The 24,692-nt window shown below is 62.2% G+C and carries 30 protein-coding genes and 1 riboswitch; of the genes, 9 read left to right on the forward strand and 21 right to left on the reverse strand.

Annotation, left to right across the window (positions count from 1 at the left end):
- Positions 1 to 50: 50 nt before the first annotated feature.
- The 5 genes from DBIPINDM_RS39910 to DBIPINDM_RS39930 form a co-directional block, all read right to left on the reverse strand.
- Positions 51 to 1,100 carry a FecCD family ABC transporter permease gene (locus DBIPINDM_RS39910; RefSeq protein ID WP_258584507.1) on the reverse strand — a complete coding sequence of 350 codons (1,050 nt, stop codon included), beginning with the start codon at positions 1,098 to 1,100 and terminating at the stop codon, positions 51 to 53.
- The gene (locus DBIPINDM_RS39915) at positions 1,100 to 2,047 is read right to left on the reverse strand and encodes an ABC transporter substrate-binding protein (protein ID WP_258584508.1); all 948 of its coding nucleotides are present in this window, start codon (positions 2,045 to 2,047) and stop codon (positions 1,100 to 1,102) included. Before DBIPINDM_RS39915 ends, DBIPINDM_RS39910 begins: the two co-directional genes overlap by 1 nt.
- A 47-nt stretch (positions 2,048 to 2,094) precedes the next feature.
- Positions 2,095 to 2,883 carry an ABC transporter ATP-binding protein gene (locus DBIPINDM_RS39920; protein WP_258584509.1) on the reverse strand — a complete coding sequence of 263 codons (789 nt, stop codon included), beginning with the start codon at positions 2,881 to 2,883 and terminating at the stop codon, positions 2,095 to 2,097.
- The gene (locus DBIPINDM_RS39925; RefSeq protein WP_258584510.1) at positions 2,880 to 3,347 is read right to left on the reverse strand and encodes a DUF1636 family protein; all 468 of its coding nucleotides are present in this window, start codon (positions 3,345 to 3,347) and stop codon (positions 2,880 to 2,882) included. The genes DBIPINDM_RS39920 and DBIPINDM_RS39925 overlap by 4 nt, the downstream gene beginning before the upstream one ends.
- 21 nt (positions 3,348 to 3,368) lie before the next feature.
- A riboswitch (cobalamin riboswitch) is annotated at positions 3,369 to 3,576 on the reverse strand.
- Between the two features lie 161 nt (positions 3,577 to 3,737).
- Positions 3,738 to 4,457 (reverse strand): winged helix-turn-helix domain-containing protein, encoded by a 720-nt coding sequence (locus tag DBIPINDM_RS39930; protein ID WP_258584511.1) that lies wholly within the window; start codon positions 4,455 to 4,457, stop codon positions 3,738 to 3,740.
- Between the two features lie 150 nt (positions 4,458 to 4,607).
- On the opposite strand from DBIPINDM_RS39930, the gene DBIPINDM_RS39935 reads away from it, so the two are divergent.
- On the forward strand, positions 4,608 to 5,441 hold the full coding sequence (locus DBIPINDM_RS39935) for an AraC family transcriptional regulator (RefSeq protein ID WP_258584512.1): 834 nt from the start codon (positions 4,608 to 4,610) through the stop codon (positions 5,439 to 5,441).
- Between the two features lie 53 nt (positions 5,442 to 5,494).
- Here DBIPINDM_RS39935 and DBIPINDM_RS39940 read toward each other — a convergent pair whose 3' ends face one another.
- The 5 genes from DBIPINDM_RS39940 to DBIPINDM_RS39960 all read right to left on the reverse strand — a co-directional run bounded on the left by DBIPINDM_RS39940 (position 5,495) and on the right by DBIPINDM_RS39960 (position 10,711).
- Positions 5,495 to 5,809, reverse strand: coding sequence for an antibiotic biosynthesis monooxygenase family protein (locus DBIPINDM_RS39940; protein WP_258584513.1), 315 nt, complete (start codon positions 5,807 to 5,809; stop codon positions 5,495 to 5,497).
- 256 nt (positions 5,810 to 6,065) lie between these two features.
- Positions 6,066 to 7,016 carry a bifunctional helix-turn-helix transcriptional regulator/GNAT family N-acetyltransferase gene (locus DBIPINDM_RS39945; RefSeq protein ID WP_258584514.1) on the reverse strand — a complete coding sequence of 317 codons (951 nt, stop codon included), beginning with the start codon at positions 7,014 to 7,016 and terminating at the stop codon, positions 6,066 to 6,068.
- A gap of 61 nt (positions 7,017 to 7,077) precedes the next feature.
- The gene (locus DBIPINDM_RS39950) at positions 7,078 to 8,223 is read right to left on the reverse strand and encodes a DSD1 family PLP-dependent enzyme (RefSeq protein WP_258584515.1); all 1,146 of its coding nucleotides are present in this window, start codon (positions 8,221 to 8,223) and stop codon (positions 7,078 to 7,080) included.
- The gene (locus DBIPINDM_RS39955) at positions 8,220 to 9,521 is read right to left on the reverse strand and encodes a D-arabinono-1,4-lactone oxidase (protein ID WP_258589455.1); all 1,302 of its coding nucleotides are present in this window, start codon (positions 9,519 to 9,521) and stop codon (positions 8,220 to 8,222) included. The genes DBIPINDM_RS39950 and DBIPINDM_RS39955 overlap by 4 nt, the downstream gene beginning before the upstream one ends.
- A 5-nt stretch (positions 9,522 to 9,526) precedes the next feature.
- Positions 9,527 to 10,711: an MFS transporter gene (locus tag DBIPINDM_RS39960; protein ID WP_258584516.1), complete on the reverse strand. Its 1,185-nt coding sequence runs from the start codon at positions 10,709 to 10,711 to the stop codon at positions 9,527 to 9,529.
- Between the two features lie 125 nt (positions 10,712 to 10,836).
- On the opposite strand from DBIPINDM_RS39960, the gene DBIPINDM_RS39965 reads away from it, so the two are divergent.
- Positions 10,837 to 11,463 (forward strand): TetR family transcriptional regulator, encoded by a 627-nt coding sequence (locus DBIPINDM_RS39965; protein ID WP_258584517.1) that lies wholly within the window; start codon positions 10,837 to 10,839, stop codon positions 11,461 to 11,463.
- A gap of 35 nt (positions 11,464 to 11,498) precedes the next feature.
- Here DBIPINDM_RS39965 and DBIPINDM_RS39970 read toward each other — a convergent pair whose 3' ends face one another.
- Positions 11,499 to 12,350 (reverse strand): hypothetical protein, encoded by an 852-nt coding sequence (locus DBIPINDM_RS39970; RefSeq protein ID WP_258584518.1) that lies wholly within the window; start codon positions 12,348 to 12,350, stop codon positions 11,499 to 11,501.
- Positions 12,351 to 12,436: 86 nt separating this feature from the next.
- Here DBIPINDM_RS39970 and DBIPINDM_RS39975 point away from each other — a divergent pair, with 86 nt between their 5' ends.
- The 5 genes from DBIPINDM_RS39975 (at position 12,437) to DBIPINDM_RS39995 (ending at position 17,045) form a co-directional block, all read left to right on the forward strand.
- Positions 12,437 to 13,234: a class I SAM-dependent methyltransferase gene (locus DBIPINDM_RS39975; RefSeq protein WP_258584519.1), complete on the forward strand. Its 798-nt coding sequence runs from the start codon at positions 12,437 to 12,439 to the stop codon at positions 13,232 to 13,234.
- A gap of 338 nt (positions 13,235 to 13,572) precedes the next feature.
- A complete protein-coding gene (locus DBIPINDM_RS39980) occupies positions 13,573 to 14,496 on the forward strand; it encodes a hypothetical protein (RefSeq protein WP_258584520.1) in 924 nt (307 codons plus the stop codon).
- A gap of 233 nt (positions 14,497 to 14,729) precedes the next feature.
- Positions 14,730 to 15,026 (forward strand): co-chaperone GroES, encoded by a 297-nt coding sequence (gene groES / locus DBIPINDM_RS39985; protein ID WP_006203049.1) that lies wholly within the window; start codon positions 14,730 to 14,732, stop codon positions 15,024 to 15,026.
- 61 nt (positions 15,027 to 15,087) lie between these two features.
- Entirely contained in the window at positions 15,088 to 16,743 is a 1,656-nt protein-coding gene (gene groL, locus DBIPINDM_RS39990) for a chaperonin GroEL (protein ID WP_258584521.1), read from the forward strand.
- Positions 16,744 to 16,922: 179 nt separating this feature from the next.
- Positions 16,923 to 17,045, forward strand: coding sequence for a TadE/TadG family type IV pilus assembly protein (locus tag DBIPINDM_RS39995; protein WP_258584522.1), 123 nt, complete (start codon positions 16,923 to 16,925; stop codon positions 17,043 to 17,045).
- 323 nt (positions 17,046 to 17,368) lie between these two features.
- Here the strand turns inward: DBIPINDM_RS39995 and DBIPINDM_RS40000 are convergent, their stop codons facing one another.
- The 8 genes from DBIPINDM_RS40000 to DBIPINDM_RS40035 form a co-directional block, all read right to left on the reverse strand.
- On the reverse strand, positions 17,369 to 17,980 hold the full coding sequence (locus tag DBIPINDM_RS40000) for a LysE family translocator (protein WP_019857424.1): 612 nt from the start codon (positions 17,978 to 17,980) through the stop codon (positions 17,369 to 17,371).
- Between the two features lie 105 nt (positions 17,981 to 18,085).
- The gene (locus DBIPINDM_RS40005; RefSeq protein WP_258589456.1) at positions 18,086 to 18,418 is read right to left on the reverse strand and encodes a YkgJ family cysteine cluster protein; all 333 of its coding nucleotides are present in this window, start codon (positions 18,416 to 18,418) and stop codon (positions 18,086 to 18,088) included.
- A 52-nt stretch (positions 18,419 to 18,470) separates the two neighbouring features.
- Positions 18,471 to 18,635, reverse strand: coding sequence for a hypothetical protein (locus tag DBIPINDM_RS40010; protein ID WP_258584523.1), 165 nt, complete (start codon positions 18,633 to 18,635; stop codon positions 18,471 to 18,473).
- Between the two features lies 1 nt (position 18,636).
- Positions 18,637 to 19,044: a hypothetical protein gene (locus DBIPINDM_RS40015; RefSeq protein WP_172230151.1), complete on the reverse strand. Its 408-nt coding sequence runs from the start codon at positions 19,042 to 19,044 to the stop codon at positions 18,637 to 18,639.
- Complete coding sequence (locus DBIPINDM_RS40020; protein ID WP_172230154.1) at positions 19,044 to 19,271, reverse strand: hypothetical protein; 228 nt, start codon at positions 19,269 to 19,271, stop codon at positions 19,044 to 19,046. The genes DBIPINDM_RS40015 and DBIPINDM_RS40020 overlap by 1 nt, the downstream gene beginning before the upstream one ends.
- Before the next feature lie 358 nt (positions 19,272 to 19,629).
- On the reverse strand, positions 19,630 to 19,839 hold the full coding sequence (locus tag DBIPINDM_RS40025) for a cold-shock protein (protein WP_010915421.1): 210 nt from the start codon (positions 19,837 to 19,839) through the stop codon (positions 19,630 to 19,632).
- Positions 19,840 to 20,181: 342 nt separating this feature from the next.
- Complete coding sequence (locus DBIPINDM_RS40030; RefSeq protein WP_258584524.1) at positions 20,182 to 20,511, reverse strand: YciI family protein; 330 nt, start codon at positions 20,509 to 20,511, stop codon at positions 20,182 to 20,184.
- A 45-nt stretch (positions 20,512 to 20,556) separates the two neighbouring features.
- Complete coding sequence (locus DBIPINDM_RS40035) at positions 20,557 to 21,210, reverse strand: glutathione S-transferase family protein (RefSeq protein ID WP_258584525.1); 654 nt, start codon at positions 21,208 to 21,210, stop codon at positions 20,557 to 20,559.
- A gap of 211 nt (positions 21,211 to 21,421) precedes the next feature.
- Here DBIPINDM_RS40035 and DBIPINDM_RS40040 point away from each other — a divergent pair, with 211 nt between their 5' ends.
- Complete coding sequence (locus DBIPINDM_RS40040; RefSeq protein WP_258589457.1) at positions 21,422 to 21,574, forward strand: CsbD family protein; 153 nt, start codon at positions 21,422 to 21,424, stop codon at positions 21,572 to 21,574.
- Positions 21,575 to 21,617: 43 nt separating this feature from the next.
- Here the strand turns inward: DBIPINDM_RS40040 and DBIPINDM_RS40045 are convergent, their stop codons facing one another.
- Positions 21,618 to 22,751 (reverse strand): metallophosphoesterase, encoded by a 1,134-nt coding sequence (locus DBIPINDM_RS40045; protein WP_258584526.1) that lies wholly within the window; start codon positions 22,749 to 22,751, stop codon positions 21,618 to 21,620.
- A 138-nt stretch (positions 22,752 to 22,889) separates the two neighbouring features.
- Here DBIPINDM_RS40045 and DBIPINDM_RS40050 point away from each other — a divergent pair, with 138 nt between their 5' ends.
- Positions 22,890 to 23,483 carry a hypothetical protein gene (locus DBIPINDM_RS40050; protein WP_258584527.1) on the forward strand — a complete coding sequence of 198 codons (594 nt, stop codon included), beginning with the start codon at positions 22,890 to 22,892 and terminating at the stop codon, positions 23,481 to 23,483.
- 85 nt (positions 23,484 to 23,568) lie between these two features.
- Here DBIPINDM_RS40050 and DBIPINDM_RS40055 read toward each other — a convergent pair whose 3' ends face one another.
- Positions 23,569 to 24,690, reverse strand: coding sequence for an NAD(P)/FAD-dependent oxidoreductase (locus DBIPINDM_RS40055; protein WP_258584528.1), 1,122 nt, complete (start codon positions 24,688 to 24,690; stop codon positions 23,569 to 23,571).
- Positions 24,691 to 24,692 lie beyond the last annotated feature (2 nt).

Consider the following 24,692-nt stretch of genomic DNA (forward strand, 5'->3'; position numbering starts at 1 on the left):
GCGCGCCATGAACCCTTGGAAAGCCGACGGACCGGCAGAACCAGCCGTTTTCACAGGCGGTTTCGCACGACCAGCGTGACCACGAAGAATGCACCGAGCGAGCTGGTGATGATGCCGATCGGCAGTTCCTGCGGCGGCAGCAAGGTCCGCGCCAAGAGATCGCTTGCCAGCAAGAGCACCGCTCCGAACAGCGCACAGCTTGCGATCAGGCGCAGATGCAAGGGACCCGCCAGCGGCCGCGACAAATGCGGGATCATCAACCCGACAAAGCCGATGACGCCGGCGACCGAGACGAGAATTGCCGTCGAGAAGGCGGCGACGAGAAACGTCGTCCTGCGCATCCGCGCCACCGGCACACCAAGGCTTTCGGCAGCACTTTCGCCGGCCAGGAAGGCGTCCAGCCTGCGATGGTTCCACAGCCCGTAGGCCGCAATCGTGCCGGCGCCCAGTGCGCCCAGCCAGACATTGTCCCAACGCGCCAGCCCCAGCCCGCCCATCGTCCAGAACAGCACGGAGTGGGCGGCGCGCTGATCGCCGGCAAACACCAGATAGTTGGTCAAGGCCGTGAACAGGAAGGAAACGGCAAGGCCAGCGAGGATCAGCCGTTCCGGGCCTTGCCCCCTCACCCGCGCGACCAGCAGCAGGACGATGCAGGCGGCCAGTATGCCGCCGGTGAAGGCCGCGATCGGCAAGGTCCAGATGCCAAAACTGTCACCAAAGACGGTGATGACGGAAACCGCACCTGCGGCAGCCCCCGACGACAGGCCGAACAGGAAGGGATCGGCGAGATCGTTGCGGGTCACCGTCTGCAGCAAGGCGCCTGTTATGCCGAGGCCGCCACCGACCCAGATCGCCAGGATCGTGCGCGGCAGCCTGAGATCGACGACGATCTTGCCGACCGGGCCCGACACCTGGTGCTCATTCAACCCGACGGCATGGCCGAGTGCGGCAATGACGTCGGTCAGAGGTATCAGCGTCGAACCATAGGCGATCGACAGCAGCACGAGGGCGACGACCGCCACCGTGCCCGCTGCCATCGCCAGCGCGAATGCCTTGTGCCCTGAAAGCGCGCCGGATTCATGCCCAGGGGCAAATAGCATCAGAACGCTTCCGGATGCATCGCCTTGGCGATCTTGGCGATCGCCTCGATGTTGGCCGGCCCGGGCGTCAGTTCGGCATAGCGAAGGGCAACGAAGCGCTCATTTTTGACCGCGTCGGTCTCCTTCATGGCCGGATGCGCTTTCAAAAAATCGAGCAATTTCTTGTAGCCGCCGCCGTCCTGGTAATCGAGCAGGATGAGGAACTGCGGATTGCGCGACGCCACCGTTTCCCAGTCGGTGTTGCCCCAGCTGGTGTCCATGTCGGCCATGATGTTGTCACCGCCGGCCGCCGTGATCATGGCGCTCGGGATGGCGAATTTTCCGGCGGTGAACGGCTTGTCCTCGCCTGAGTCATAGAGGAACACGCGCGTTCCCTTGCGATCGCCGACCTTGGCGGTGATATCCGCGAGTTGCGCCTTCCAGCCGGCAACAAGCTTCTCGGCTTCGGCGTCCTTGCCAAAGATCTTGCCCAGCTTTTCGACGTCGCCATACAGCAGGTCCATCGAGGCGGCGGGCCGGCCCTTGTCGAGATGGACGCAGCTTTCGGTCAGCACCAGCGTCTTGATGCCGTGCGGGGCGAGCGTGTCAGGCGTCACGTCACCGCCCGGCTTCATGCCATAGTACCAGCCGGCGAAGAAGAAATCGGGCTCGACCGCGACGAGGTTTTCGAGCGTCGGGTATTTTGGCGCCAGTTCCGGAATGGACCCCTGCTCGGCCTTGAATTCGGGGCCGACCTTGTACCATCCGGTGATGCCGGTCAGGCCGACGATCGACGGCTGCAGCTTCAGCGCGAAGGCCATCTCAGCCATGTTGAGATCGTGGATGACGGCGCGCTTGGGCGGTGCATCGAAGGTCAGCGGTTTGCCGCAGCTATCGACCGTGACCGGGAAGGCGAAGGCCGTCGAGGCCAGCAGCGAGAAGACGAGCGACAGTGCGAGACGTTTCACGGATTTTGCTCCTTGGTTGAACAGTGTCGGATGAAGGCAGGTTTCGATCAGGATGGCGGCGCGGCGCGGTTCGGAACATCGAACACCGTCAGTTCGCGGTCCTCGGTGGGGTGGCGCAGGCGAAACACGTCGACGCCGAAAATCTCGCGGATCAGTTTTTGCGTCAGCGCCTCACGGGGCGCCGCCAGCGCATGCAGCCGCGCTTCGTGCATCACCGCGACTCTGGTGGCGAAGGGCGCCACCAGAGCCAGATCGTGCAGCACCGCGATCACCGTCATGCCGAAGCCGGCCACGAGTTCGAGCAGTTCCGCACGGGCGCGCGGGTCGAGATGGTTGGTCGGCTCGTCGAGGAACAGCACTTTCGGTTGCTGTGCGATGGCGCGCGCAAGCTGGGCGCGTTGACGTTCCCCGCCCGACAGCGAGCCGATGCTGCGGCCAAGCAGCGGCAACAGCCCGGTCCGGCGCAGCGCGTCGACGACAATGTCGCGTTCCTCGCTCCTGCGCCTCAGGCCGGCATGCGGGACGCGGCCAAGCTCGACATAGTCGATCACCGCCAGCCGCGGATCCGGCTGGTCGGTCTGGCCGACAACGGCGATGTGCAATGCCCGTTCGGCGGCAGAAATCCTGTCCAGGCGGCGCCCGCCAAGCTTCACCTCGCCCGAACTTGGCCTGAGCATGCCAGACAGCATGCGCAGCAGCGTCGTCTTGCCGGCGCCGTTGGGGCCGATAATGGCGAGGCGATCACCAGCGGCAACCGACAGGCTGACCGCATGGACCAAGTCCCGGCCATTCGCCATGGCGCCCAGATCGCTGGCCTCAAGAAGCGGCATTGTCATCGACTATCACCCGCAAGCTTGGCAGGTGCCGGGATGCGGGCCAGCGTCTTGCCGGCCAGTCGCGGCGGACGTTGTCCGGAATTGCACCAGCCGTCTGCCAGCGACGCATAGAGCCTGGCAAATCGCACGAGATCGCCGGCGTCGGCCTCGGCGTCGATGGAGCCGAAGAGGTAGGAAGCCTTGCCCGGCGCCTGGAAGGCCACCGTCAGCGGCCGCGCGCAGCCCGCCATGCATTCAACGCCTTCGATCGTGAAGCCATGCGCCACGGCGGGTTCATGGTGGGCCGAGAGCCGGGAACGCAAATCGCTGCACAAGGCTTCGCCCGACCTGGTCCCTGTCGGAACGTCACGGCAAAGCGTGCACACGATGATGCGATGATCGATGGAGCCGTCCAACTTTCCGTCACTTTCCAAAACTGGCGACGGAAGGATGTTGGCGAGCCGGCCGACAAGACCGACGTCCACGTTTCCTCCCGGCACACCCCGTCCGGTCAACTCAGTGATGGCAGGTCTCCTGGCTCGCGGGTCTTTGCGCAATCCGGCCTTCCCAGCCTTGCCGGCCAGTGGCATGTCGGATCTTGCTCACCGCTTACAGTTGCGGGGGCAGCCACGGCCTCGACCCTTTGAGGGCTTCACCGTGTTCCCTTTTCACCCCTTGCCTTTCGACGCGGGGACCATCACCGGGCCATCGTAGTTTTCCGCCGATCGCGCCGCAACGGTTTTTTGGTCCGAGCTCGAACGCATCCACAAAATCAATTTGTTATAACATTACATATCTCACCAGGCGACGCTGTCAATCCCGGATCGGTAACGGTCATCGAAACATCGGAAAATTTTCAGAAGCCGATCGGGATTTCAGGGCCCGAAACGCCGATTGAGAACGTGCTGGTGAACGACGATCTCGCGCTCGATCGCGAACAGGCCCGAACCCTGCGACTGGTAGCGGTCGCCCCAGAGTTGGCCGGCGGTGGCGATGTCGATAAGGCTGATGGCCATGACGACAAGCTCGCCCTGACGGCGCAGCGACCCTTCCACCAGATAGTCGGCGCCGATACGGGCACGGACCTGCGGCCACTCGGCGCGGCCGAACGACGTGAAGGAAAAGCTGGAGTTCCGCGCAAGCACCGTGATGGTGCCGAAGCGCGCGACACCGTTGATCAGATCCTCGGCGAAACCGTCGACCATGGCCTCGTCGGCCGGATCGCCGCTCTCGTTGCGGAAGCGCACCACCGCCACGATCGGTTGCGAGCCGATCTCGGGCGCTGCCTCGGCCCCGGCGGCGAGCATGTAGCCCCGCTTTGGGACGGTGCGCACCATGTCCTCGCCGATCGCCTTGCGGATCTCGCGGATCGATTGCGTGAGCGAATCCTCAGTGACGTAGACACCGGGCCAGACGGCATCCATCAGCTCCGATTTCGGCACGACGCGGCCCATGTTGTGGGCAAGGTGTGAAAGCAGCGCGTAGGCCTTGGGGCGCAGGAACAGCGGCTCGTTGACGCCGCGCAGCGTTCCCATCGACAGGTCCAGCGTGAACCCGCCGAAACGGAAAATCTGGTCGGCAACCGCCGTCCTCATCGGGACACCCCTCCCCGGACATTGGGTCGTGCAGCATCGATTCCCACATCGGACGCGGCACGGACACATGCATTATTGCCCAATGCGCAATTTCGATCAAACTGGCCGTCGACACGGTCAGTAATGTCAGCGCGCCAAATGCGAGGAGCCATGAACCCGATCGAGAAAGCGCTGTGGTTTGTCGAGAGCCATCTGCCTGAGGCAATCTCGCTCGACGACGTCGCCCAAAGCAGCGGTGTGTCGCGCTTCCACGTGACGCGCGCCTTCGGTGCCGCCACCGGCCGCTCCGTCATGGGCTATATGCGGGCGCGGCGCTTGAGCGAAGCGGCGCGCAGGCTGGCCGGCGGGGCACCCGACATCCTCTTGGTGGCGCTCGACGCCGGCTACAACTCGCATGAGGCTTTCACCCGTGCCTTCCGCGACCAGTTCGGCACCACGCCGGAGCTGGTGCGCGCGCAAGGCTCGACCAAGACCCTCGACCTCGTGGAGCCGATCCTGATGGACCAATCCCTTCTCGCCAACCTCGAACCACCGCGCTTCGAGACCAGCCGGCCGTTCCTGATCGCCGGGCTCGGCGAACGCTACAGCTGCGAAACCAGCGCCGCGATTCCGATGCAGTGGCAACGCTTCGGCCCTTACATCGGCAACATCCCGGGCGAGACCGGCGACGTTGCCTATGGCGTCTGCGTCAACGGCGACGATGCCGGCAATTTCGACTACATCGCCGGTGTCGAAGTGTCAGACTTTTCCGACCTCCCCAAGGAATTCAGCCGCGTGCGCATACCGGCGCAGAAATATGCGGTGTTTTCGCATCGCGAGCACATCTCGACCATCCGCCGCACCGTCAACACGATCTGGAACAAATGGCTGCCGGCCTCCGGGCACGAGATATCGGACGCGCCCGAATTCGAACGCTATGGCCCGGAGTTCGATCCGCGCAGCGGCAATGGCGGGCTGGAGATCTGGATACCGGTGAAATCTTAGGTATCGCGCGACCGTACCTTGGTGTGTGGCCAAGGTACGGTCCGCCGCTCCGCCTACTCCACGGTGAGAGCGACCTCGTAGAGGCCGGGATGGGCCTGACCCAAGGCCTGGTTGCGATCGAGAAAGCCGCTGCTGCGCAGATGCTCGAAGACCCGCCGCATGGCCGCTTGGTCGTGCGCCTGGGCGTAGTTGACGACACGTGTGCCGTCGAGACTTCGGTGCAGGCTGGCGGACATCCAGCCGGGAACGCCACGGCAACTCGTTGCCGCCTCCCGCAGCAGATCGATCAGTGCCTGCTGTCCGCCTTCGGGCACGGTGAAGACATTGATCTGGGTGATGATGCCGGTGTCGGCGCGAATGATGGGCATTTTGCTTCTCCTTCGTTGGCGGCTGGCAAACGAAGGAACGCCGATCAGCGAAAACCCCGAACGCCAAGCCAGGCGTAAAACCACGCCGTGGGCTTGCCGTGGGTTCCCATATGGGATGGGAACGGAGCTTCCAGTTGGTGGAAGGGAGCGGGTTTACCGTTTGCCGCTCCAGGGTCCTTTTCGACCCGTGTTCCATAGCATCGGCGCAAGCCGCCAACAACCGCGCATCATGGCAACGGATGCCGAAGCGAGTTCGCTATAGGTCGAGATCCCAATTCTGGCCAACCAGATCCTTGCCGAAGGAATGGTGGGGCTCTTCCTCGATCAATTTCAAGCCGGCCGCCTGGTAGATGTGCCGGGCGGCGGTCAGGATGTCGTTGGTCCACAAGGTCAGCGTCTTGTAGCCCTTGGCGCGGGCAAAGCCGATGCACTCCTCGACCAGCCGCTTGCCGATACCGAGGCCGCGCGCCGAAGGTTCGACATAGAGCAGGCGCAGCTTCGCCACCTGATCCGACTTGCGCACGACGAAGACCGAGCCGACGATCTCGCCATCGCGCTCGGCGATCCAGCTGCGCTCCCATTTCGGGTCGAAGGATTTGACGAACGCTGCGAGGATTTCGGCGACCAGCGCCTCATAGGTTTCGTCCCAGCCATAGTCCTGCGCGTAGAGCATTCCTTGCCGGCGCGTGACCCAGCCGATGTCGCCGACCTGCAGCGGCCGCAACAGATAGGGGATTTTCGGCTCGGCGCTTTCGCCCAGCAGCGCCTGAACCGTGCGCATGGATTTCACCAGCCGGTCCTGCTCCGACGCCGGCAGCCGGTCGAGCAAGGCCGCGACCTGGTCGTGCGAATCCTTGTTCAGCGGTGCGAAAGCATTCCTGCCCGTCGGGGTCAGTACAATCGACGATTGCCTGGCGTCCGATACCAGCGTCGACCGGGAGATGAGGTGAAGGGCCTCGAACTTCTTCAACAGACGGCTGACATAGCCGGCATCGAGACCGAGGTCGCGCCCGAGGTCGGTCGCGGTCAGGCCGTCGCGGTGCGCCAGCTCGTAGAGCACGCGCGCCTCGGTCAGCGAGAAGGCGCTTTTCAGCAGCCCTTCGTCGAGCAGCCCGATCTGGCGGGTGTAGAAGCGGTTGAAGGCCCGCACCGCATCGATCAGCTCTTTGTTGGACGCATCGTTGTCGGCCTGATGATGAATCGTCATGGGTATCTCCTGTATTCACAGGATCAACCATTTACTTGACTGGGTCAATTATCCGAGTTGATCACATCATCGGCAACACTGGCCAGCGATCGACGATCTTGCCCTGGGAAAGCACCGCGATCGGCCCGAATTGCTGCAGCACGGCCTCGCTCTGCGTCGGTCGCAGGAAGGCGTAATCGCCCGGCCTGGTGATGGCATTGGCGGGCAGGCCCATGAATTGCTGATTGGACGAGAGGCCGAGCAGGCCGTTCGTCTTCATGCCTTCGGGAAAGATCGGTTCGGCCATCCATTTGCCGCCATAGAGATAGCAACCCTTGCGGGGAAATCGGCCAAGCGCCTGCAGCAGGCGCGAAACGGCCGGCGGACCCGGCAGCATCGGCTCGACCACTTTCAGGATCGGCGTCGCGATGAAGGCCGCCGGCAAGAAACCGTCGAGGCCAGGCGTGTCGAAATCGCTGGGCAGCACGAAGGCCGAACCCATCGACACTTCATTGGCAATGCCGCCATGATGAAGCAGCGCGGTCTTGCTGCCGCCTATGTTGAGGATGCGGCGCTGGTCCATGCCGAGGCGCGCCACGAAAGCGGCGGCCCGCTCCGAGGCCTGCGCCAATGCTTTCGCCGGGCCGCCGAACAGGCCGGGAATGTGCGGTGCGTGCGCCTCATAGGCCATGACGCCTTGGCAATGCAGCCGTTTGTGGGCCGGCAGCGCGCTTAACGCTTTCGACAAAGTCTCCGGGCTGGCGAAGCCGCCACGATGCAGCCCGACATCGATCTCGAAGGCGACGCGCAGTTCGATATCGAGTTCAATCGAGAGAGCGCCATATTCCGCCAGCCTCTCCTGGGTATCGATCAGCCAGCGAACCCGCGACCAGGCCACATCGCCTCTGGAAAGCACCGCCCTTGCCGCCCCGACCGGCATCGGCTTGCCGTACAGCAGATCCGCATCTGGAAACGCCTTCAGCACTGCCTCGCTGATCGGCGGATGGAAGGTCATCAAGCGATCGGTTCCAAGCGTCTTGCCGATATGCGAAAGCAGCGGCAGGCAAGCGAGCGACTTGTCGACCAGCCGCACGGCAAGGCCGGGATCAAGCCTCGCTTTGACCAGCGCAATGTTGCTGTCCAGCCGATCGCGGTCGAGCAGCAGGCAGGGTTGGAAGATGTCGGCTTGCTTCAGCGCTTGCGAAAGCGTGGCAAAATAGGCGCTCATCGTTCGATGCCAAAAGGACTGGGCTCGATGCCGAACAGGCCGGCCATATAGGGCGAGACGAAGCGGTTTTGCGGATCGATGTCGCGGCGCACCGCCATGGCATCATCCCAGCGCGGGTATAGCTTCTTGAGGTCTGCCGCTTTCAGGCTGTGCATCTTGCCCCAATGCGGCCTGCCGCCATATCTGCGGAAGATCGGCTCGGCCGCGCGCATGAACGGCAACGGATCGCTCGCCGCATCATGGTGGATGGCGATCGAACAGGTCGGCCTGTTGTAGAAGGGCGAGAGCCAGAACTGATCGGCCGCGACGCTGCGCACCTCCATCGGGAAATAGACTTCGGGAAAGCGCTTTTCGGTCAGCTCGATGATTTCGGCCAGCGCCTTTGGTCCTTCCTCGAACGGAAGGTGATATTCCATCTCGTTGAATTTGGTCTGCCGGTCGCTGGCATAGACGTTGAGCCAGTCCTGCACATAGTCCTCAGCCGGCACTTTCGCGACCGCGCCGAGGATCAGCCGCCGACGCAGCGACGGCAGCCAGGCAAGCCCGGTGCGCAACCGGCGCAGTATGCGCAAAGAGCCCTCATCATCTTCGGTCGGGCGCGCGGTCGTCGCCTCGGTGCTGAAGTCGCTGGCGATGAACTGCGCATAGCCTGAGAACGGAATGTAGTAGAATTCGGCCGAGCGGTGCGCGGTCATCATTTTCTCGAAGTCGCGCAGCATGTCGGCGATCGGCAGCACCCATTTGCGGCGGCGCAGCCGGTAGGTCGCAATGTTATTCAGCGTCACTTCGCTCAAGATACCGAAGGCACCGAGCGCAACGCCGACGGCGTGGATCGTGTCCTGATCCCCTGCCCGCTTGAAGTCGCGGACCTTGCCAAGACCATCGACGATCTGCACCGTCTCCAATTGCGTGTGATAGGCGCCGAGCGTTGGTCCCGAGCCATGGGTGGCGGTTCCCAGCGCGCCGCCAATCGCCTGGCGGTCGATGTCGCCCATATTGGGCAGGCCCTGGCCGATGCCTTGCAGGATATGCATCAGCGAACCGAGCCGCGTCCCGGCCCGCACGCGCGCCTGATGCCTTTCAGCGTCATGCGAGACCAGCCCTTCCAGTCTCTCCAGAGACAGGATCGTGCCTTGCGACTTCACCAGCGGCGTGAAGGAATGACCGGCACCGACGACGCGGATTGGGCCTGGTGCCGTTCGCACGAGATCGCCGAGCTCGCCGGCATCGGCGGGGCTGGCGATCAGCCGAGGTTCAGCTGTTACAAAGCCCGACCAGTTGCTCCAGATGTTCGACATGGCGCTCACGCAACAACCCGGCGACGCCGCGCCACGAAGACAAACAGGCCGAGGAGTGCGACGCTGGCCAGGGCACTGCCGGCGGCGAATTCCGGCACCGGGCGAAAATCCTTGCCGTCGATGAGCAGGGACGCGGCAACCGGCCCGATCGCCAGGCCAAAGAGCTGCGCGGCCGGCACCAGCAGCACGGCTGTGCGCGTTTCATCGGCGGTGATCGCCAACCGGATCTGGTAGGGCACGATGAACAGGAGAATAAAACCCATGACCAGGGCAGCGACCCAGAATGTCGTAAGGCCAGGTCCGCTGGCGAGAACCAGCGAACACAAAAGCGCCACCACACCGATCACCATAATGGCAAGGCGATAATCGATGCGCGCCTCGAACACCGTCGCCGTCATCGCGCCCAGGACCTGCACCGCGAGGCTGGCCGAGACGATCAACCCGACGGTGCGGCCATCGATGCCAAACTGGGCGCCGAGCGGCTCCAGAAAGGCCCAGACCGAGCCGAAGAACATGAAGTAGCAGAAGACGCACAACAGTGCGGCGATCGAAGGAATCGTCAGCACATTGGCCAGGTTCTCGTCCTTCGGCAGATTGGCGTAATCAGCGGGGACAATGAAGGCGACCACGAGCGACAGGACGCAGACGACCGCGAGAATGAGGAAGCCGCCAGCCGATCCGGCGGCAGGGATGACATAGAGCGCCAGCAGCAGCGCCAGAGCACATTGCGCCAGCGTCTGCATGGTGACGAAATAGCCGCCGATGCGTTCGGCCCGCCGCGAACGGGCAATCAATTCGGTGGCGACCGCGACAAGGCCGCCTTCGGCAAGACCAGCCAGGGCGCGTGCCGCCATCAACGTGTTGGCGCCGGCGGCATAGGCCGTCCAGACGTTCGCCAGCGCCAGCAGGAGCAGGAGGACCGCACTTTTCCAGCGCATGTTATGGGCGGAGAGCAGCATCGCAACGATCGCCGAGCCGATCGCGATGGCGATCATCTCAGCGGTGGCGACGAGCGCCAGCTCATCGCCGCTGACATGACCTTCGGTGTAGAGGGCGCCGAGCAAGACGGGCTGCAGGCCGAGAATGAGCAGGCCGACCGAGCCGATCCACAGGGCGGAAGCAAGCTGCCCGCCGGTCGGATTGCCGACCAGCCAGTCGCCTCCTGCGATATGCGCGTCACCAGATGCCAAAGCCGCCTCCCAACGTCCCTTGCCGGATCGCAAAAAAGCTGACAATCTGTCAGCATTTCAGAAACTGATACTTGATCATATTTTTTGTCAACCAGAATTTGCCAATGCGTGCGAAAGACCGGTGCATGATGGAAGCAACGCGAACAGCGACCGAACCGAGGCGCAAACCCAAGCAGGAGCGCAGCCGCGAGCGCATCGACGCCATCCTGTCGACGACCATGCGGCTGATCGGCGAGAAGGGCATCGATGCCGTCACCATGAAGGAGGTCGGCATGCTGGCCGGCGGACCGATCGCCACCGTCTATCACTACTTCCCCAACAAGTCGGCGATCCTGGCGATGCTCTATGAGCGGTTCTCGGAGGTCAGCCGCGCGCGACTGACAGCGATCATCGCCGATGTCCGCGAAGCCAAGGACGTCATCGCCGCTGCCGACCGGTTGCTTGACGACTATCACAGCCGCGTCGCCGGCGATCCGGCCATCCAGGATCTGCAGAACGCCATCCAGGCCGACAAGGCGCTGAAGAATCTCGACATCGCCGAAACCCGATATCAGGCCAAGATGTTCTGCGACCATGTCATCGCCTTGCTCGAGCCGCAGAAGCACGAGCAGTTTGAACGCATGGTTCTGCTGATCTTCCAGCTCGCCGGTGGTGTGGTGCGGCTGGCGCTTGCTGAGGGCGAAGCGGAAAGCCGCCGGACCATCGAGGATTACCGATCGATCATCCACACCCAGTTGCGGCTGTTTCTTTAGAGCGGCGATGACGAACACAGCCAGTCCGTCGTGGCCTATCTCGCCTGGCGGATGAGGCCTTCGAAGCCATCGGCCAGCTCGGCAGCGCCAGCCGCGAACATTTTCACGAGGTTCTGGGGACGGCCGGGAGTCTTGTTGGCATCGAGCAGGATGGCCCTGCCCTCATGCATGACGAAATCGAATTTCCCGTAGTCAAAGCCGAGTTCACGCCGCCGCTCGCGCATTTCGTCGGGAACCGGGACGAGCTCACGCCGGATCGTTTCCGATGCCTTGACCAGTCTGTTTGGCGAGACGTAGCGGGTGCAGCGCTCGCGCTCTCCGCAAAACACCCAGAAACGCGCTGCAAAACCGTCGGGTTCTCGTTCCGGAATGAACTTTTCGACGACAAGATCATCGCGTTCCAAGATGCCGCCCGGAACCTCGCCGAGAGATCCATAGACCTCATAGGGCTGCAGGGTCGGCAGATGTGGAAAAGGCGGTGGTTTGCCCGCGCGCTTCGATCGCCGGTTGAGGAGTGTCTCCGGAATGCCCTGATTGTTGAGATTGCTCTTGACGATGACCGGACCTTGCCAGGCCTCGCCTTCTGATATCAGAGCCCCGCTGATCCGCCGCTTGGATATATCGGACGCCCCGACATTGAGGCAGAACGGAAACCGCATGGCATAATCGACATGGTCCGCCGGCGTTATTGTCGCATCGACGTGCAGGACCGCGATATCGGCATCGCATGTCTTTGACGGACCTTGCTGGATCCGGACCGAATGGCCACGCCTTTTCAGCTCCTCCAGCACATCGAAAAGCAGATAGGGGCTGCCCCTGCGCAACATGAGGTTGCGCTTGCCAAGGAACCGGTCATGCTCATGCGTTATGATGACGACGCGCGACACGGCTTTCCCCTTGGCTTCAATGCCCGCTTCTATTAAGCGGCTCTAATCAATGGATGCCAGGCCTTATTGGGCTCCAACAGGTTTGAATGACAAATCATTGGGATAATTATCACCGGCACTGGAAGCTCCTCGACGCCCCGCTGCGGCCAACCGCGGAGACAGTTGGTATTGTCGAGCGTGAGCTCGATCTGGACGAGGCCGATGTCCTCCTGCTGGGTGTTACTCCCGAACTGGCCGGCCTCGGCCGGACGATGCTGGCGGTCGATGGATCCGCCGCGATGGTTTCCGGCGTATGGCCGGGCGACAGCGCCTGTCGCAGGGCGATGACCGGAAATTGGCTGGACCTTCCGATTGGCAGCCTCAGCGTCGACGCTGTCATCGGTGACGGTTGCCTGACGGTCGTCGATTCCGCAGACGCCCGCCATGCCGTGCTGGGCGAGGCCGCCAGAGTGCTGAAGCCTGGGGGACGGGCGGCAATCCGTGTTTTCGCCGGTCCCGAGACGTTCGAGGATTTGCGGGCCATCAAGGGCGAGGCCTTCGCCGGCGAGATCGGGAATTTCCACGCACTCAAATGGCGCATAGCAATGGCGTGCACGACAAGCGACCGCGACCGCGCTATAAAAGTGCAGGCAATCCGCGACGCGTTCGACAGAAACTTTCCGGACCGCGCCGCCCTTGCCGCGAAGACGGGATGGAGCATGGCCTCCATCAACACCATCGACATCTATGTGGGTTCCGAAACAGCTTATTGCTTCGCGAGCCTTGCCATGCTGGTCGATGAAGCAAGCTCCTGGTTCGGCCAGGTACGCGTCGTGCCGAGCGGCTCTTACCCGCTGGCGGAACGATGCCCCCTACTGGTGCTTGGATCACCGCGACACCGGTAAGATTTTTGAGACTGCTGTTGTCGGATGATAATCGATGGGTAAATGCCTGGCACATCGAAGTCTCGTGCTGCGTGCATATCCAGCCCTGTTTCCCCGCGATCAGCCCGGTTGACCAGGATTAACGACTTTACTTTGGCAAGCCGGAAACTAGACTTTCTTCCGGCAGTTCAGCCCTGCAGGGGGATACTTTGGGGATTCTCTTTCGATGCTTTGCACGCCTGATGGCAATTGCCTCGGCGCTTGGGGCCACATTGGCACCAGCCCAATCCGGAGACGAACGCTCTTCGACCGTACCCCTGATCAAATTGGAGTACCCGGGAAGGCCGAAGAATATTCGCATGCTTTACGTGCAGGTCCTTTCACTTGGCAATCACACGGTGAACCAGCCGATCCTGTTTGATACCGGATCGAGCGGAATGACGATCGAGTGCCAATCGGTGCTCCCAGCCGAGATTTGTTCGGACACGGGAATCAAGATCACGCACGATCTGGAGATAGACGGGATAAGGGTCAGCACCCAACAGGCTGTTATGAACTACGGAACCTACGATGAGTATGGCAACATCGCCTACGCTCGCGTGACTTTCGGCTCGCCGAAATCCCCAGTCTCCACCGACACCACAATCCCATTCCTCATCCGCTACAAACAAGTCAGGCGCAGTACCGGAGAAATCGTTGGTGGCCCGCTTTGGCCCAAGGGCATTTTCGGCATCTCGCCAGTTGGCGGAGGCGGGCCAGACCGGATGATCAAATCGCCGCTCGCACTTGTAAGCGTCGGCCCGGGCCTGGACAGGGGGTATTACCTCTCGCCGATCGGAGCCAAGTGGAAAGTCTGCACGAATGAGGCCGGCAATTGTCCGCAAGTGGAGGCGCTCCACATCGGCGTGCCGCAAGACGTGAAAAAAGACTTCAGGGTGCAAAGGTGGAAAGAGGCCAGCTCGCGATACAATTTTCCCACTATCGATGCCTGTATCTCGTGGGGATTTGAACCGACATGTCGGCCAACGCTTTATGACACGGGCAACTCAACGATTATGGTCCCTACCGACGCCTCGGCGCCGTACTCGTCGCTGAGCCCCGGCACAAAGGTCCTGGTAAAAGCCGACGGCCAGGAGGATTGGAATTTCAAGACAACGTACAATCCCGAAGTGGAGGTCATTCCCGGGCTGGAGCACAACATCGTCGGCATCCGATATTTCGAGAAGAACAGCCTGCTACTCGACTTTGAAACCCGGGAGATCGGCCTGCGTTTCGGACACTGACTGCCGATTGACAGGACAGCATTCGAGCGACGTTCGGGCGGCAAGCCTTATTTTGCGCAATCGCGCGGCAGAAAAATTTCCCACCATTGCCCCTTCCGGCGCGCCTTGACTCTCTGAGGTCGGCGGCCTATTTCAGCGCCACGTTAGCACTCGCCCTTGGTGAGTGCTAACCACATGTCCGGCTTCGCCGGATGGAGGAACTGTTTCTCACCGTTCTCATCGAGGAAGAAAAAATGGCAAAGTCGAAGTTCCGCCCGCTTCATGACCGCGTGGTCGTTCGCCGGGTCGAATCCGAATCCAAGACCGCCGGCGGGATCATCATCCCGGATACGGCAAAGGAAAAGCCGCAGGAAGGCGAGATCATCGCTGTCGGCTCCGGCGCTCGTGACGAAGCTGGCAAGCTGGTCCCGCTGGACGTCAAGGCTGGAGACCGCATCCTGTTCGGCAAGTGGTCGGGCACCGAAGTCAAGCTCAATGGCGAAGACCTTCTGATCATGAAGGAATCCGACATCATGGGCATCATCGGCTGATTATCGGCCTCACCGTCAACTGAATTCGGGCTTACCCCAAGCCCCTGCCAGGAGCTAAAAAATGGCTGCTAAAGACGTAAAATTCTCCCGTGATGCCCGCGAGCGCATGCTGCGCGGCGTCAACATCCTCGCCGACGCGGTGAAGGTCACGCTCGGCCCCAAGGGCCGCAACGTCGTCATCGACAAGTCGTTCGGCGCCCCGCGCATCACCAAGGACGGCGTCACCGTCGCCAAGGAAATCGAGCTTGAGGACAAGTTCGAGAACATGGGCGCGCAGATGGTCCGCGAAGTTGCTTCGAAGACCAACGACATCGCCGGCGACGGCACCACGACCGCGACCGTTCTGGCGCAGTCGATCGTCCAGGAAGGCCACAAGGCGGTTGCCGCCGGCATGAACCCGATGGACCTGAAGCGCGGTATCGATCTGGCCGTCACCGAAGTCGTCGCGGCTCTCGGCAAGGCTGCCAAGAAGATCAAGACCTCCGAGGAAGTTGCCCAGGTCGGCACCATCTCGGCCAATGGCGACGAGTCGGTCGGCAAGATGATCGCGGAAGCGATGCAAAAGGTCGGCAACGAAGGCGTCATCACGGTTGAGGAAGCCAAGACCGCCGAGACCGAACTCGAAGTCGTCGAAGGCATGCAGTTCGACCGCGGCTACCTCTCGCCCTACTTCGTCACCAACGCCGACAAGATGGTTGCCGAGCTCGAGGACGTCTACATCCTGCTCCACGAGAAGAAGCTATCCAACCTCCAGGCCATGCTGCCGGTTCTCGAAGCCGTCGTGCAGACCTCCAAGCCGCTGCTCATCATCTCGGAAGACGTCGAAGGCGAGGCTCTGGCCACGCTGGTCGTCAACAAGCTGCGCGGTGGCCTGAAGATCGCCGCCGTCAAGGCTCCGGGCTTCGGTGACCGCCGCAAGGCCATGCTGGAAGACATCGCCATCCTGACCGGTGGCCAGGTCATCTCGGAAGACCTCGGCATCAAGCTCGAGAACGTCGGCCTCAACATGCTCGGCCGCGCCAAGAAGGTGTCGATCTCCAAGGAGAACACCACCATCGTCGACGGCGCCGGCAAGAAGGCCGAGATCCAGGGCCGCGTTGCCCAGATCAAGCAGCAGATCGAAGAGACCACCTCGGACTACGACAAGGAGAAGCTGCAGGAACGTCTCGCCAAGCTGGCGGGCGGCGTTGCGGTGATCCGCGTCGGCGGTGCGACGGAAGTCGAAGTCAAGGAAAAGAAGGACCGCGTCGATGACGCCCTCAACGCGACCCGCGCGGCCGTGGAAGAAGGCATCGTTGCAGGCGGTGGCGTCGCTCTCCTGCGCGCTTCGGCCAACATCAAGGCCGCCGGCGCCAATGCCGACCAGGCTGCTGGCATCAACATCGTTCGTCGCGCACTGCAGGCTCCGGCCCGCCAGATCGCCTCGAACGCCGGTGCGGAAGCATCGATCGTTGCCGGCAAGATCCTAGAGAACAAGGGCGCGACCTTCGGCTACAACGCCCAGACCGGCGAATATGGCGACATGATCGCCATGGGCATCGTCGATCCGGTCAAGGTTGTCCGTACGGCTCTCCAGGACGCGGCTTCGGTCGCCGGCCTGCTCGTCACCACCGAAGCCATGATCGCGGAGGCTCCGAAGAAGGAGTCGGCTGGCGGCGGCATGCCTGGCGGCATGGGCGGCGGCGGCATGGGCGGCATGGGTGGTATGGACTTCTAATCCAGCCCCTATCAGCTTTCAGATACGGAAGGGCGGCAGCGATGCCGCCCTTTTTCATTGCTTCCTGCAACAATAGCGACCATCGGCAGCTGCACCAATAGACCGTGCGGCAATGGCGGCAGCATTCAGGTCGTCATCAACAACGGCAACATCACCATCCAGGCGGTGGTGAAACCGCAATGAGCGGTCGCCGATCCTTCCTGCGTGACAGATCCGGCGCCCAAGCCGTCGAGTTCGCGCCGCTGTCGGTGCCGCTGCTCATGGTGCTGATGGGCACGTTCGAGTTCGGCCGCATGTACTGAGCCCAGCATGTGCTCAATGAAATCGCCGCGGCCGGGGCGCGTTGCGTCGGCGTGCTGCAGAGCGGATGCACCCAGAACGGCGTCTACGATGCAGCCAGCGCGATCAGCTATATCAGCAGCAGGGCGGCAACCGACGGCATCGTGCTCAGCAACGCCAACATCACCATCAGCAACAACACCACCTGCTCGGGCCTGTCCGGCTATTCGAGCGTCCAGGTTTCTACACGTTCGCAACCGTGCTGCCGGCCTTCCTCACGTCGCTGGCGAATGGCCCGAACCTCAGCGCCAGGGCGTGCTTCCCGAACCAGGGCGCCTAGCGCAGATCACCGATCGGCGAGTGCGAGCTTGGCGCCGAGCATGACGAAGGCGCCGGCAAAAGTCCGGCGCATCCAGGTCAGCACCATTGGCCGTGAGGCGACGTGGCTGCGGATTGAAGCGGCGAAGATGCCGTAGCCAACAAAAACCACGAAGGTCAAAAGCATGAAGACGGAGCTGAGTTCCAGCATCTTCGACAGCGCATTGGGTTCGGTGGTGCTGACGAATTGCGGCAGGAAGGCGAAGAAGAAGATCGACAGTTTCGGATTGAGCACATTGACGAGGATGCCGGTGGCAATCACCTTGCCGGCCGAGCGCGGTGCGACGTTGTCCTCGACGCTGAGGCCGCCCTTCTCCTTCAGCGTGTTCCAGGCCATGTAGAGCAGATAGGCGACGCCGAGATATTTCAACGTCTCGAAGGCGACCGCACTGGTGTGCAGAAGCGCCGCAAGGCCAGTGATGGCGGCGGCCATGTGCGGGATGATGCCGAGCGTGCAACCAAAGGCGGCAATGATCGAGGCCCGCGCACCGCGCGAAAGTCCGGCGCTCAGCGTGTAGAGAACGCCGGTGCCCGGCGAAGCCACGACAATCAGCGACGTCAACAGAAATTCGATGCTCACGATGGTTCCTCCACGGCCCTGCCCGGCCGGAAAGGTATCGGGCTGTGGGCCGACGCACAAGCGGAGGCGATTGGCGTAATCTCGCCCCTGTGGGGAGATTGGCAGTTACACCGGCAATCCGACCGTCCGGCGCGCCATCAGGCACTCCTCGTCGCCAGGCATGCAGGCGTGACAGACATCCGGTCGCAATTCGTAGATGCCGCATGCGGTCGACTTGCCGACTTCGCCCGACAGGGCCGAACAGCGCGCGCCGTCACAGCGCATGCCGGACAGGTCGGCCGCCACATATTTTTCTGGGATCCGCTCCAATTGCGCTTCATCCTCGGTGGAGAAGCGTGGCCATTCGGCCGAATAGGAACAGCAGGCGCCGCAGCTTTGGCAGTCGAAGAGTGGGACGGAGCTGCGTTGCGACGACGAAAGATTTGCGGCAGCGACCAGGGCGAGCAGCCCCAGCGCGGCCGGATTGCGATCGGCGTCCTGCGGCAAGGCGCTATTTCTTCTTGCCTGTCTTGCCCTTCGGTGCGTCCGCCGGCGACTTGAACAGATCGGTCGCGGCTTCGACGGGTTCGCTGGCCTTCGCGGCAACCGGCTTGGCTGGCTTTGCAGCGGGGGCCGGCGCTGCCGGCTGATCCTTGGCGGAGAATTTTATGGCCATGTCAGTCCTCGTCGACGAAACGCGATGATGGTGCGCGCGGATTGCGCAAGCGGCCGATCAGCGCCGAAACCGCCGTGATGTTCATTTCCTCGGGCGACCAGTTCTTTACCGCCTCAATGTGATGCGGCGCCAATTCACGATGCGTGCTGCCGCTATAGGCGGCATCCTGATAGGTCACCCGCTCATGCGTCTTGGCGTCTTCGCGGACATATTCGATCAGATAGTTCGGGCACTCGGCACGGCCGCGCACGCCGACGCGCACCTGGGCATCGCCATGGGCGCGCTTGCAGCGCTCGAGTTTTTCCAGCACACGCCGGACGTACTCGACCGGCTTGTCGAGACCTTCAACCATGTCGGCAATCGTCGCATCGGCGGCGATCGGCGTTGGCGGTACGCGCTTGGTGGCCATCAGCGTTTTCCGGCTCGTTTCGGCAGAGCCGCGAGTGCTGCGGCCGCGGCCATCTCGTCAGCTTCCTTTTCCAGGCGCAGTTCGCGCAAGCGTGCGGTCTTGGCTTCCCGCGCTTCGCTGACGGCATCGCGCTCTGACATTATGCGGCCGAGCGACATCGACTGGGTTTGCGTCTTGCTGAACAGCGACACCGCCGGATCGGCGGCGGTCTTCGAATGGGCGGTCAAAATCTTTCTCCTGTCAGGAGCCTGGTGCCGATAGGGCGAGACCGGCTCTTCGGTCAGGACCACGCACAAAGCAAACGGCAACGGGGCAATACGGCAGCGGATTCAAATTGCTAAGGCGTTCCTTAGCACGTTCAGCCCGACGCGCAGCGCATTTTCGGCGGCAACAAGCGTAAAATGAAAAAGGCCAGGCACCGCCTGACCTTCCATAGGAGCACCGCGCATCCAATTGGATGCACAAGGCAAACTCCTCGTGCGCGTCATGGGCCGTGGAAACTCACGTCTCCGCGACCATGCGCTCGAATTCGCCATTCACCAGTGCCAGTACATCCGTGGTCACCGGGACGGCTGAATTCTTTCTTCAGGCCGCCTTCAACTGGTCGGCGGACATCTTGCCCGACTTGTTGTCGCGGACCATCTCGTAGCCGAGCTTCTGGCCCTCGACGATGTCGCGCATGCCGGCGCGCTCTACGGCCGAGATGTGAACGAAAACGTCGGCCGAGCCGTCGTCAGGCTGAATAAAACCAAAACCTTTGGTGGCGTTGAACCATTTAACTGTGCCGGTGCTCATAAACGAACCCTTTCCATGGCAAATATTCGTTAATCGCGGTGCGAACGCACAACGATTTTTGTCTCGATTTTTGATGGGGAAGTTCGTCAAAGGCACGCTTGCGTGCGCGGATAACAAAAGTCGGTCAAACAAATATCGACATGTTTCTTTTAGACTGCTTTTGGCGCCGAGTCAATTTCTGGTTTTCCAGCGAACAGAATTCAATTCTGGGTTGCTCGACGTGGGGGCCTCAACTGACCAACCGGCTGAAAGACCGTGCTTCAAAAAAGCACCACGCCAGCGCATTTGTGCCGGATGCCAGGAGGCCGTGGCCGGAGCCGGCCGCGAGCCCATGCCGGCGGCCTACATGATCGTACTGATCATCGGCAGGATCTCATAGCGAAAGCCACGACCTGACTTTGCCACTGGATCGCCTTCGGTCACCGCCTTTGCCTCGGCCTCGCTGCCGGCACGCAGGATCAGCAGGCCCCAAGGGCCTGCCGGATCGGCGACCGGGCCGGCTATGATCATCACGCCCTCGCGCAGCTTGCCGCGCAGGTAGTCGGCATGCCGGCCCATCAGTTCCCTCTCCTCCTCCGTCATGGTGAAGGCGAAGTCCGGCCGCGGCGGGATCAGCCGGCAATGGAAGATTTTTGCCGTTGCGGCTTCACGCGGTGCTTCGTTGCTGGCCATCCGTCCTCCTCCAGGAGCGAAATCTTATTGCCGCCCGTCGTCGGCTTATTCGTCGGGGCCGGGTTCGGGCCATGTTTCCCCGGCCGCTTCCGCGTACCAGTGCCGCATCGCCGGCATTGCCAGCACTGCGTCGACATAGGCCCTGGTGTCGGGCGCGAGTTCGCCGCCATAGGTGTCGAAGCGGGTGACGACCGGCGCGTACATGGCATCGGCCGCGGTGAAATGGCCAAACAGGAACGGGCCGCCCTTGCCGTATTGTTCGCGGCATTCCCGCCACAGCGCCTCGATGCGCGCCCGCTGTGCCTCGCCCTCGGCGTCGAGCGGCTTGTGCCCCTTCGGCCGGCGCAAATTCATTGGCCAGCCGTAGCGAACCTCGCGGAAACCGGAATGCATCTCGGTCGCCGCCGCACGTGCCAGCGCGCGGGCGTCGATATCATCGGGCCAGAGTTTTTTCTCGGGAAACAGGTCCGCAAGATACTCAAGGATGGCAAGGGTTTCCCAAATAATCCTTCCATTGTGATTCAGGACCGGCACCTGGCCGGTCGGCGACACTTTCGCCAAGTTGGCAAACGTCTCGGGCGTGCGCAGCCGCACGAAGCCTTCCTCGAACCGAATCTCCAGATGCCTCATCGCCACCCATGGCCGCAGCGACCATGAGGAGAAGCACTTGTTGCCGATGTAGAGCTTGAATTCCGCCATTTTTCTCCCCGTGCGCACGGTTGGTCGGCGCGTATCTACAGCCTAGCCTGCCTGCTTAGCCGCCGGAAGCGGCCACGCGCGTTTCGTCTGCGTCCGGCGGGATGCCTGGAACCTAAACGATGCCAGTCCGTTTATTCGCGCGGATGAATTCCCAGGAATTCAAAGACTCCCAGGAGATGCGAAAGTGGTGAACAGGGATCAGGCTGCTGGCATGGCCAAGCAGATCAAAGGCTCGGTAAAACAGGCTGCCGGCAAGGCGACCGGCAACAGGCGAACCCAGGTTGAAGGCATGGCCGACAAGGTCGCCGGCAAGGTGCAGAAAGCCTATGGCGATGTGAAGGACAAGGTCAGGAAAGCATTCTGATATCTGTTTTTTAAGGAAAAGGCGGCCGCCAGTGCCGCCTTTTTCATGTGCTCCAGCCTTTGCTGAAAGCGTTGATGAAGGTGACCCCGCCGTGATCATCGGTCGCCTCACCAAGTACCACGTCCATGCCATCGCTGGTCACCCTGGCCACAGCGAAGCCTCCCATATAGGCAGCCTTTGGCTTGAACAGGTCGAGCCCGTCACGACGATAGATCAGCGAGGCGTCATGCTGATGGCCATGGAAGATGCCGACGACATTGTAGCCCTTCAGCGCTGCCAGAAGCGCCTGCCTGTCGGCCTCGCCCCACCAGTGCGGCGGGCCGGCGCCGTCATCGTCGTAGGTGCGCCTGGCAGGATCCCACCGCTCGGTCGAAAACGTGTCCCAGCCATAGTGCTGGAACAGGATGACCGGGCGGCCATCCGCCGCGTAGGTCGCCAGATCCTGCTTCAGCCATGGCAGGCTGCTTTCGGCGCCGTGGCCGGTGTCGCCGGCGAAACGATGCGTCTGGACGAGATGCAGGCCGCCCCAGTCCCATGAATAACAGTCGGTGTCGACATCGTAGTCGGTGGCCGGCACGGGTGGCTTGAAGAACACGCCGGCGCGGTGGTTGACCTCGACATAATCGCGCAGTTCGCGCCGATACCAGTCGACATGGTGAGGCGGGCCGTTCTGGTCGAGATCGTGGTTGCCGAGCCCGACATAGACCGGCATGTGGACGCGATCCGGGCCAACGCCTTGGCTGTAGCGCTGGCTGAATTGCAGCAGTTGCGTGCCCTCGCTCGGCTGGGTGATCTGGCCGCCGCCATCGTCGGTGATGTCGCCGCCGACGACAAGGCCGAGCGGTGTGCCGATCCGGCTGCCTGCCGAACGCAAGCCGGTGGCGATGCCGTTGATCTCGGCCGGCCAGTCCTTGTCGCCGATGGCGTTCAGTGCCGCGACATTGCGCAGCAGCGCGGCGTCGGTCTTGCCCTCCTGCTGGCAGTTGGGGCTCAGGCCGCTCGCCATGCGGCAGGCATGGACATCGGCGATGAACAGAAAGGTGGCGTCGATGGGCTGGATGCGCTGACCGGTCTGGCTGAACGCCGGGCGTGAAAGCGCACCGGCCGCGGCAAAACCGGCGGCCTGCATCAGAAAGCTGCGTCGTGAAAGCAATTTCGGCCACCGGTGATTCATCATCGGCGGAATTTCAGCACAAGCGACGTCTGTCCGTCCAGTTTCGGCAATATCGCGACTGCCTTGACCATCGACATCGCAATGAACGTCTGCCACTTCTACCTGCACTTGCATTCTATTTGAAAGATACGGGGGAGTGTTATGAACAGCGCGTCTATCGGCATGGCATTGGCGGTTTTGCTGCCGGCAAGTGTCGCGCTTGCCGGTCCGTGCGTCGATGCGAAGTCGGCGAAAAATGGGTTCATTCTGGCGAGGCCCGGCATCCAAAGCGAGTTTCGGCCCGTGGCGGGCGGAATGATTTCCGTCGCCAACACTTACGAATCGCAATCGCCGCAGAAGCAGTTCCTGTTTGCCGGCCTGATCGAGGTTTTTCGCGACAGCGACACCGGCCGGCTGGCAATGATCCCGCTTTCCGATCTGCGAAAACTGTTTCCGCTGAAGACGGGCGCCAAGAGTACGATCGAGTTCGTCGAGCTGTCGCCGGACAAGCAGCCCAAGGCCACCAAGACGCTCACACTGGTCGTCAAGGGCAAGGAGACCTTCAGCCTGGGCGACTGCAAATACAATGTGCTCGCCGTCAAGGAGACCTTCAAGAACGGGAGCGGCGAGACGCTCGATGCATTCACCGCGCTCTATGCGCCCGATCTGCAAGCCGCCCTCGCCCGGCGCTACGATGAAGGCACCAGCGCGGAATCGGTCAACGGCTACGAGACGATCAAGCCGCTGGCCGAATAGGGATTCTATCTGCTTGTTTGAGCCTGATCTTCTCCGAAAGCCGTAGCACTCCAGTGGTGCGCGGCAAGCCTTTAGACTGCTCTCATCAAAAGCGGCTTGGACGGAAGTTCGCAAGCAGCGGATGTTCATTGCCGCTGGCGATCTCGCCGGCAAGCAGTTCGCCCGCAATCAGGCCAAGCGTTGCGCCGCTGTGGCTGAAGGCGACGTAGTATCCCTCGATGTCCTTCAGCTGGCCGAAGACAGGCTCGCCGTCTCCGGGGATCGGCTTGGGGCCGACACCGTAGCTCTCGAATTCCAGCTTTGGATGACCCTCGAGAACATTCGAGGCTTCGCTGAGAAGCCCTTGAACAGTCGAATCTCTCACGCCATAAGTGCCGTCCGAATTGACGATCACCTCTTCTTCCGACCAGGCGGAATCGAGCGCGAGGGCTCCATTCGGCGTCGGCCGGATGGCGACGCGCGGTGTGTTGAGCACGGCCCGAAGCGACAAGTCGACTGGCTTGGTTCTGACCAGCAAAGCGATCGGCGTCCCATCGGCGATATACTGGCCGCAGTCCGCAACCATTCGCGGCACATCACCGCCGGTCGCCAACAGCACCGCGTCGGCAACAAAACTGGTGCCGCTTGTCGTGATCACGCCAGTGGCGCGACCGTCGACGACCGTGACCGCGGCGCTTCCGGCATCGGTGACCAGTTGCCCGCCACGCTCCACAAATTCCGCAATCAATATCTCGATCAGCGACGGCAGGTCGACCCAGCCCTCGCCCGGGTTGAAGATCGCGCCTTGAGGCGTGACAGCGCTTGCGGCGACACCTGGCGTGACTGACGCTATGGCGTCCGCGGACAGATGTTGCGCATCATAGCCCAGGCCTTTTTCATGAGCGAAGACATCCGCGATCTCGTTCGAGGCGTCGTCCGCATCCCATGTCAGGCCACCGTCGAAACGCAGCCAGGCGGCATCCGGATATCTCGCCGACAGCGTCCGGTAGCGGTCGATGCCGATCATGCGCAGGCGATGATATTCAGCCGATCGCTTGCGCGCGGAATTGATCCAGGCGAGCGAGCGGCCGGAAGCTCCCTTGGCGAGCGGTCCATCATTCACCAGAACGGTTTCGATGCCGAGCCTTGCAAGATGAACGGCCGAGGAGACACCGAAAATGCCGCCCCCGACGACAACGACCTTTGAGACCTGATGTAACGTAGCCATGG

It is taken from the genome of Mesorhizobium sp. AR02, assembly GCF_024746835.1.
Lineage (GTDB): Bacteria > Pseudomonadota > Alphaproteobacteria > Rhizobiales > Rhizobiaceae > Mesorhizobium.